The following is a 7,060-nucleotide window of genomic DNA, read 5'->3' as shown; positions in this document are numbered from 1 at the left end:
GTTGTGCTCTGGTCGCAGGCCCGTGGCACGGCGGGTGAGGGGGTTGCCCGGCGGGTGGCGGCCATGGAGTGGGGGCCCGCGGGAGCCCGCAGGCGGGCCCTCGTTTTGCCGTCGGGGCCGGGCTGGGGGCGGACCGCGCTCACCGGACTCGCCCGCTGCACCGGCCTCCGGGACGCCGTCACCCTCCTCAGTGACCCCGATGCCCTGGCGTGTGCGATGCGCTGAATTCCAAAGCCCGTCGCCACCTGGGGAAGCGCGACGTCGATCACCGACACGCGGCGCGTCTTCTGCTCCTGGCCCATGGCGGACCCCGAACGCCCCCCCCCGGCAGGCGAAGGCCGTGCGCACTGTTCGGGGGCGTTGCCCGAGCTCAGGAGCCGGACATGGCGTCCCCGAACATCGGGTCCTTGCCCGGGTCCCCGATGCCGACGGACGACGCGCCGAAGCTCACCGCGCCGGTGGCCGTGGTGCCTTCACGGGAGCCGCGCAGGGACCAGATCGCGCCGTCGTCGCTGTTCTCACCGGCCGCGCCCACCGACAGGTCGGCGCGGCCGTCCTTGTTGTGGTCGGCGAGGTGGACGGCGTCGCCGAACAGGTCCGACGACTCGTTGGCGCCAGGGACACCCGGCGTGCCCTGGTTGAAGGACCGGGCGCCGGTGGCCGTCAGGCCGGAGGCGCCGCCCCGCAGCACCCAGACGTTGCCCGCGTGGGCCGCGGCGCCGATGGTCTCGAAGTTCGCAGCGACGGCGAGGTCCGGGTAGCCGTCGCCGTCGACGTCGCCCGCGGCGAGTGCGCCGCCGAACGAGTCGTCGGACTCGTCCTCTCCCGGTACGCCCGCGGTGGCCTGGCTGAAGACGGCGTTGCGCGCGGTGTCGACGCCCGCCGTGCCGCCGTAGAACACGGTGGCGTAGCCGCCCTTGGCCGTCGCATCCGTGACGGAGACGAAGTCGCTGCCCACGACCAGGTCGTCGTGCCCGTCACGGTCGAAGTCGGCCACGGTGAGCGCGCCCGCGAACCCCGTGCCCACGGCGGTCTGCAGCGTGGGCCCGGTCGAGGCGCCCCGGTAGACGAAGTTGCCCGTGGCGGACCCCACCACCACGTCGTCCGTCCCGTCGTCGTCGAAGTCCCCGGCGGCCAGCTGGACCGCGCCGTTGGGGGCCGCGCCCGACCCGATCCGTGTGTCGAGGAGCAGCTTCCCGGCCGCGCCGCCGGACTTGGTGAAGCCGCCCTTGAAGATCCACACGTCCTTGCCGGTGGAACCGACCGCCAGATCGGCCCTGCCGTCGCCGGTGAAGTCGCCGACCGCGAGGGACTGGCCGAACCGGTCGTGGCCGGACGCGTTCGGGTCGCTGATCGTCGTGCCGCCCGACAGGCCGGACGAGCCGCCCCAAAGGACCGTGACCGAGCCGCCGTCGACGTCGTCGCCGACGTTCTCCAGCGGTGTGCCGACGACGAGATCGCCGTAGCCGTCGTTGTTGAGGTCGCCGTGCGCGAGCTCGGTGCCGAACCGGTCGGAGGCCTCCGAGGCGCCCGGCACGCCGGAGGAGCTCTGCGATGTGGCCTTGTGGCGCGAGGCGCTGATGCCGCTGGACGAGCCGTAGATGACGACCACGGCACCCGCCTTCGCCTTCCCGCCCGCGACGGCACCCGGGGCGCCGGTCGCCAGATCGCGGTACCCGTCACCGTTGAAGTCGTCGGCGAGGCCCGACCCGGCGGCACTCGCGCCGCCGGGCAGGGCGATGAGCAGACCACCGGCCAGAACCGTCGCGACGACGGTGGCACCCAGGACCGCGGAACGCCGGGAACGCTTGTGGGGGTGACGGGGCCGGGGCATGGGTGTTCCTCCAGGACGGATGTGTGTGCGAGCTCAGAGATGACCTTTGGTGCGGCCGGAGGGTTGTACGAGACGGGAGAGGTTGTTGTACGAGGTCGGGAGGGGTCTCGGTCGTCAGGAGGGGGCCCTCGGCCGGGCCTCCCCCGCGGGGCGGATGCGGGCACGACCTGCGGACGATGCCCGGGCTCCCGGCGGGTGGCGACGATCTGGACGTACGTCATCGCCCGCCGAGATTGGAGCCTCACCGTGCTGAAGTGGACCCTGCGTGCCACCGCCGTCCTCGCCATCGCCGCCGCGCTCGCCGCCCCTGTCGCCGTGCCCGCAGCCGAAGCGGCCGCGGCCCCGCACACCGTTGCCGTGGTCGCGGAAGCCGGGGCGCCCGCTGCCCCGGGGACGGGCGGGGTGCTGCTGCTTTCGACGTGATCGGAGAGGGCGGCGAAGGCCCGCGCGTCCGCGCGGCGGGTGCGTCCCGGAACCGGCAGCCTCCCGGACGCGCCCGCCGTGCTGGCAGACTGGGGCGGGTGAGCAGCAATGACACCAGCGCCCAGGCGGGCGACCCCGAGCACAAGCCCGACAGCCCGTTCCGGCACGAGAACGTCTGGCGGGACGAGGCCCCGCAGTTCGTGCTGCCGCTCGTGGTGCACCTGGAGAAGACGGCGCCCCCGGCCCGTACCGACGCACTGGAGACCGCGGCCCGCGCGGTTCTGGTGATGCTCGGCGACGAGCGGTCCCTGGGTGAGGGGGCGGACGAGGGCGAGTGGGCGCAGGCCATGCGCGACTGGCAGGACGCCCGCATCCGCAAGGTGGTGCGCAGGGCGCGCGGCGCCGAGTGGCGCAAGGCCGCCGCGCTGCCGGGGATCACGGTCATCGGGAAGTCGGCCGAGGTGCGGGTCTTCCCGCCGGTGCCGTTGGACGGCTGGCCCAAGGAGCTGGCCAAGCTGCAGGTGTCGGGCACGGACCTGGACGACCCGGAGCCGCCCGTCGAGGCCGACCGCTCGCGGCCGGTGCTCTGGATGAGCCCCGATGTCGACATGTCGGCAGGCAAGGCGATGGCGCAGGCCGGGCACGGCGCCCAGCTCGCCTGGTGGGAGCTGACCGACGAGCAGCGCACCGAGTGGCGCGAGGCGGGCTTCCCGCTGGCCGTGCGCACCGCGGACGCCGCGCACTGGCGCGAGCTGACCGCGAGCGGGCTTCCGGTGGTGCGCGACGCGGGCTTCACGGAGATCGCGCCGGGCTCCTGCACGGTCGTGGCCGACCACCCGGCGCTGCGGCGATGAGTTCCGCCAAGGCGGACGGGCGGGTCGAGCGGGGCAACCGCACCCGCCGCCTCGTGCTGCGCTGGACGGTCGACATCGCCTCCGTCGAGGGACTCGAAGCCCTGTCGGTGGGACGGCTCGCGACCGAGCTCGGGCTGAGCAAGAGCGGGGTGTTCGCGCTGTTCGGCTCCAAGGAGGAGCTGCAACTGGCCACGGTCCGGGCTGCGGAGAGGATCTTCGCCGACGAGGTGCTGGAGCCGTTGGACGGCATCCCCGCCGGAGTGGCCCGGCTCGCGGGCCTCTGCGGGAGCTGGCTCGGCTATTCGCAGCGCCGGGTGTTTCCCGGTGGCTGCTTCTTCTTCGCGGCGATGGCCGAGTTCGACGCCAGGCAGGGCCCGGTACACGACGCGCTCGTGCAGTCGCTGGCGACGTGGATGGCGTGCGTGGAGGGGTGCGCGGTGGACGCGCGGGCAGGCGGTGAACTCCGTGGCGACACCGATACGGCGCAGCTGGCCTTCGAGTTGGTGGCGCTGATGGAGACGGCCAACGCGCACTCGCTCCTGACCGCCGAGACACTGCCGTACGACCGGGCGCGGACGGGCATCACCGCCAGGCTGCGTGCGACGGCAACGGATTCTGCGCTGGTGCCCCAAATTCCCTGATTTGTACGGCCGTTCATCTTCGTTCGCATCCGCCCGTGTCGCGGAAAGTAATAGCACGACCGGTCGTTTAGTTTTATGCTCGTCCTCATGACCACTCGACCAGTGACCTCCCGGCTGCTGCGCACCCGCTGGCGCTCCGGCCCCGTACCGCTGACCCTGTGCCCCGTCGTCGTGAGCGTCACCGACTTCACCGCGACGACCCATCCGCAGGCGGGCGCGATCGCTCTCGCGGGCCTGCGCCTTCGCCGCACCTGGCCCCGGACCCCGGGCGCGCTCGGCATGTGGCTGTGGGTCGAGGTGGCGGGCAGACGCTCGGGCTCGGTGAGCGTGTGGCGCGACGAGGTCGCGCTCAAGGAGTTCGTGGGCCGCCCCGACCACATCGCGGTCGTCCGGGCCCACCGGGGGCGCGGCACGATGCGGGCCGCCGCCTGGGAGGCCGAGGACTTCGCCCCGGACACCGTGTGGGACCGGGCCCGCGCCCTGCTCACCGGTACGACCCCCTGGCCGCAGGGCCTCGTTCGCCTGGAGGACGCGTGACGAACTTCGTGGAGCTGGACCGTGTCGCCGCGCTGGAGACGTTACGTCTCGTACGTGCCGCTGCCGACGCCGCCGCCAGCCAGGGCAACGAGACCTGGGACCGGCCGACCCCCTGCGCCGACTGGACCCTGCTCGATCTCCTCGGCCACATGACGGCGCAGAACCACGGCTTCGCGGCGGCCGCACGGGGCGAGGGTGAGCTGCCCGCGCACTGGCGGGTGCCGGACATCGCCGCCGATCCGGCGCGTGCCTACGGGGAGTCCGTGGCCGCGCTCGTCGAGCCGTTCGCCGAAGCGGGCGGCGGGGAGCGGGAGTTCGTGCTGCCCGAACTGGGCCGTTCGCTTCCCGGTCGGGTGGCCGTGTCGTTCCACTTCCTCGACCTCGCGGTGCACGCCTGGGACCTCTCCCGCAGCCTCAGGCTGGAGGTCCAACTTCCTTACAGCATCTGGGAGTCGGCGCTGCAAGTGGCGCGCCGGGTGCCGACCGACGAGCAGACGCGCGGGCCCGGAGCCTTCTTCGCGCCGGTCCGGCCGACGCCCGGGCAGGCGACACCCCTGACGGAGACCTTGACCCTTCTCGGCCGGAGCCCCGACTGGCCACCCCGAACCATCGGACAACCGCCTACCCGGATATGCGACACGTTGTAAACTCGGGGATGAGCCCTTGACCTGCAAGAACGCAGGCAGGGAGCCTACTTTTCGGAGTGCTGCCATGTTGCGTACGATGTTCAAATCCAAGATCCACCGTGCCACGGTGACCCAGGCCGACCTGCACTACGTCGGGTCCGTCACCATCGACGCGGACCTTCTCGACGCCGCCGATCTGCTGCCCGGCGAGCTCGTCCACATCGTCGACGTCACCAACGGTGCCCGGCTGGAGACGTACACGATCGAGGGCGAGCGCGGCAGCGGCGTCATCGGGATCAACGGCGCGGCCGCGCACCTCGTCCACCCCGGCGATAAGGTGATCATCATCAGCTATGCCCAGGTCGAGGACGCCGAGGCGCGGGCGCTGCGGCCGCGGGTCGTGCATGTCGACGGGGCCAACCGCGTGGTCGCCCTCGGGGACGACCCGGGGGAGGCCGTGCCGGGGGACCCGGAGACGGTGCGGAGTCCGCAGAGCCGACCGGCCGCCGTCTGACCGTCCCTCCCGCACCTGGGCCGGCGCCGCGTGCGAGAGAAGACGATGGTGAGGGTGATGGCGGTGGACGGAATCGACATCCGCGACAGCCGGGGCCGAGGGATTCTTGAGGCCTTCGAGGTCTCCGAGGCCCCGGAGGCTTCCGGGAGTGGTGAAGTCGTCGGACACATCGACTACTTCGCGCTCGACGACCCCGAAGCCGCCCTCGTCCCCGTGCACACCGAAGTGGCGTCCGCCCACGAGGGCAAGGGCGTCGCGGGTGCGCTCGCCGCTGAGCTGTATGCCGTCGCCGCGCGGGAAGGTCTCGCCGTCGCGCCGCTGTGTCCGTACGTCGTGAAGTGGGCCGAACGCCATCCCGACCAGGCACCGGCCGTCTCCGAGGAGCTGATGGAGGCGGCGCGGGACAAGGTGCGGACGGATCCCTCGACGTGGTGACGGGGCAAGGGGCCGTGGGGGAGGGGCCCGGGGCGCGCCGCGGTGCGGTGCTGGGGCTGCTGCACACCTCACCCGTGCACGTGCCCGTCTTCGACGGCCTGCGGGACGCCGAACACCCGGGGCTCGAACTGCGCCACCACGTGGTGGCGGAACTCCTCGCGCGGGCGCGGCGGGAAGGGCCGGACGCGGTCGCTCCCGCGGTCCGGACCGCCCTCGTGCGGGTTGCCGGGGGCGAGGACGGGAGCCGGGGCGCAGACGGTGCCGGTGCCGTGCTCTGTACGTGTTCCACCATCGGGGGCGTCGCCGAGGCCGTGGGGGCGGAGTTGGGCGTTCCGGTGGTCCGGGTCGACCGGCCCATGGCGGCCGCGGCCGTCGCCGCGGGATCCCGGGTCGTCGTCCTCGCCACGGTCGCGTCCACGGTGGGGCCGACCTCCGCGCTCGTCGAGGAGGAGGCGCGGCGGTCAGGGCGGGACGTTTCCGTGCGGGCCGTGGTGGTCGAAGAGGTGTGGTCCCGGTTCGAGGCGGGGGACTTGGCCGGGTATGCCGAGGGCGTGGCCAGGGCGGTGCGCGAGGTGCGGGACGCCGACGCGATCGTGCTGGCGCAGGCCTCCATGGCGGGGGCGGAAGCGCTGGTTCCGGAGGTTCGGGCACCGGTGCTCTCCAGCCCTCGGCCCGGGCTCGCGGCAGCGGCGGCGCTGGCCTCCCGGTAGGTCCCGACGGTAGGCCCCGACGGGAGGCCCCGCCGTCGGGTGTCCGCCACGGGCAAGCCGCCCTGAACCGTGGAAGGCTTGGACGCGGGGGCGTCGGGTACGCGGGGAGGAACCGCTGGCGTACCACAGCTGGAGGAGTGCAATGACTCAACCGTTCCCCGATCCCGCACCGACCCCGGGGCCGGTCAGGCCCTTCCCGGACCCTGACCCCGTGCCGCCGCCGGAGCCGGAGAGGCCCTTCCCTGACCCGGACCCCGTGCCGCGCCCGGAACCCCGGCCCAGCCCGGATCCGCCGTCCCCGATCCCCCAGCCGGGCCCCGACCCCGCGCCCGAGCCGCAGCCCGGGCCGATGCGCTGAAGCCGGGGCGTGGGCCACCCGGCCCACGCCCCCCCCGGGCCCCCCCCCCCGGGCGAAAAAAAAGGGGGTGGGGGGGGGGGGGGGGGGGGTTGGGGGGGGGGGGGTTTTGGGGGGGGGGGGGGGGGATA

9 protein-coding genes and 1 pseudogene are annotated in these 7,060 nt (G+C 73.6%); 9 read left to right on the top strand and 1 reads right to left on the bottom strand.

Annotated elements, in window-relative coordinates; genetic code table 11:
• A pseudogene (locus tag ABZV77_RS42555) lies at positions 1-225 on the top strand (transcriptional regulator); the annotation flags it as partial.
• A 145-nt stretch (positions 226-370) separates the two neighbouring features.
• On the opposite strand, the gene ABZV77_RS42550 reads toward ABZV77_RS42555, so the two are convergent.
• Complete coding sequence (locus tag ABZV77_RS42550; protein ID WP_356268765.1) at positions 371-1,834, bottom strand: FG-GAP-like repeat-containing protein; 1,464 nt, start codon at positions 1,832-1,834, stop codon at positions 371-373.
• 195 nt (positions 1,835-2,029) lie between these two features.
• On the opposite strand from ABZV77_RS42550, the gene ABZV77_RS42545 reads away from it, so the two are divergent.
• The 8 genes from ABZV77_RS42545 to ABZV77_RS42510 all read left to right on the top strand — a co-directional run bounded on the left by ABZV77_RS42545 (position 2,030) and on the right by ABZV77_RS42510 (position 6,574).
• A complete protein-coding gene (locus ABZV77_RS42545) occupies positions 2,030-2,257 on the top strand; it encodes a hypothetical protein (protein ID WP_356268764.1) in 228 nt (75 codons plus the stop codon).
• Between the two features lie 98 nt (positions 2,258-2,355).
• A complete protein-coding gene (locus ABZV77_RS42540) occupies positions 2,356-3,111 on the top strand; it encodes an aminoacyl-tRNA hydrolase (RefSeq protein WP_356268762.1) in 756 nt (251 codons plus the stop codon).
• Positions 3,108-3,752 (top strand): TetR/AcrR family transcriptional regulator, encoded by a 645-nt coding sequence (locus tag ABZV77_RS42535; protein ID WP_356268760.1) that lies wholly within the window; start codon positions 3,108-3,110, stop codon positions 3,750-3,752. The genes ABZV77_RS42540 and ABZV77_RS42535 overlap by 4 nt, the downstream gene beginning before the upstream one ends.
• 87 nt (positions 3,753-3,839) lie before the next feature.
• On the top strand, positions 3,840-4,289 hold the full coding sequence (locus ABZV77_RS42530) for a hypothetical protein (protein WP_356268758.1): 450 nt from the start codon (positions 3,840-3,842) through the stop codon (positions 4,287-4,289).
• Positions 4,286-4,936 carry a TIGR03086 family metal-binding protein gene (locus ABZV77_RS42525; protein WP_356268756.1) on the top strand — a complete coding sequence of 217 codons (651 nt, stop codon included), beginning with the start codon at positions 4,286-4,288 and terminating at the stop codon, positions 4,934-4,936. The genes ABZV77_RS42530 and ABZV77_RS42525 overlap by 4 nt, the downstream gene beginning before the upstream one ends.
• Positions 4,937-5,000: 64 nt before the next feature.
• Entirely contained in the window at positions 5,001-5,429 is a 429-nt protein-coding gene (gene panD, locus ABZV77_RS42520) for an aspartate 1-decarboxylase (protein WP_356268754.1), read from the top strand.
• A 63-nt stretch (positions 5,430-5,492) separates the two neighbouring features.
• Positions 5,493-5,864, top strand: a complete 372-nt coding sequence (locus tag ABZV77_RS42515; RefSeq protein WP_356268769.1) for a GNAT family N-acetyltransferase — start codon at positions 5,493-5,495, stop codon at positions 5,862-5,864.
• Between the two features lie 47 nt (positions 5,865-5,911).
• Positions 5,912-6,574, top strand: a complete 663-nt coding sequence (locus tag ABZV77_RS42510; protein ID WP_356268767.1) for an aspartate/glutamate racemase family protein — start codon at positions 5,912-5,914, stop codon at positions 6,572-6,574.
• Positions 6,575-7,060: the final 486 nt, after the last annotated feature.

The sequence above is a fragment of the Streptomyces sp. NPDC004732 genome (genome assembly GCF_040609235.1).
Classification (GTDB): Bacteria; Actinomycetota; Actinomycetes; order Streptomycetales; family Streptomycetaceae; genus Streptomyces.
Note: the sequence above shows the minus strand (reverse complement) of the source record. Positions and strands in the feature narration are given on the sequence as shown.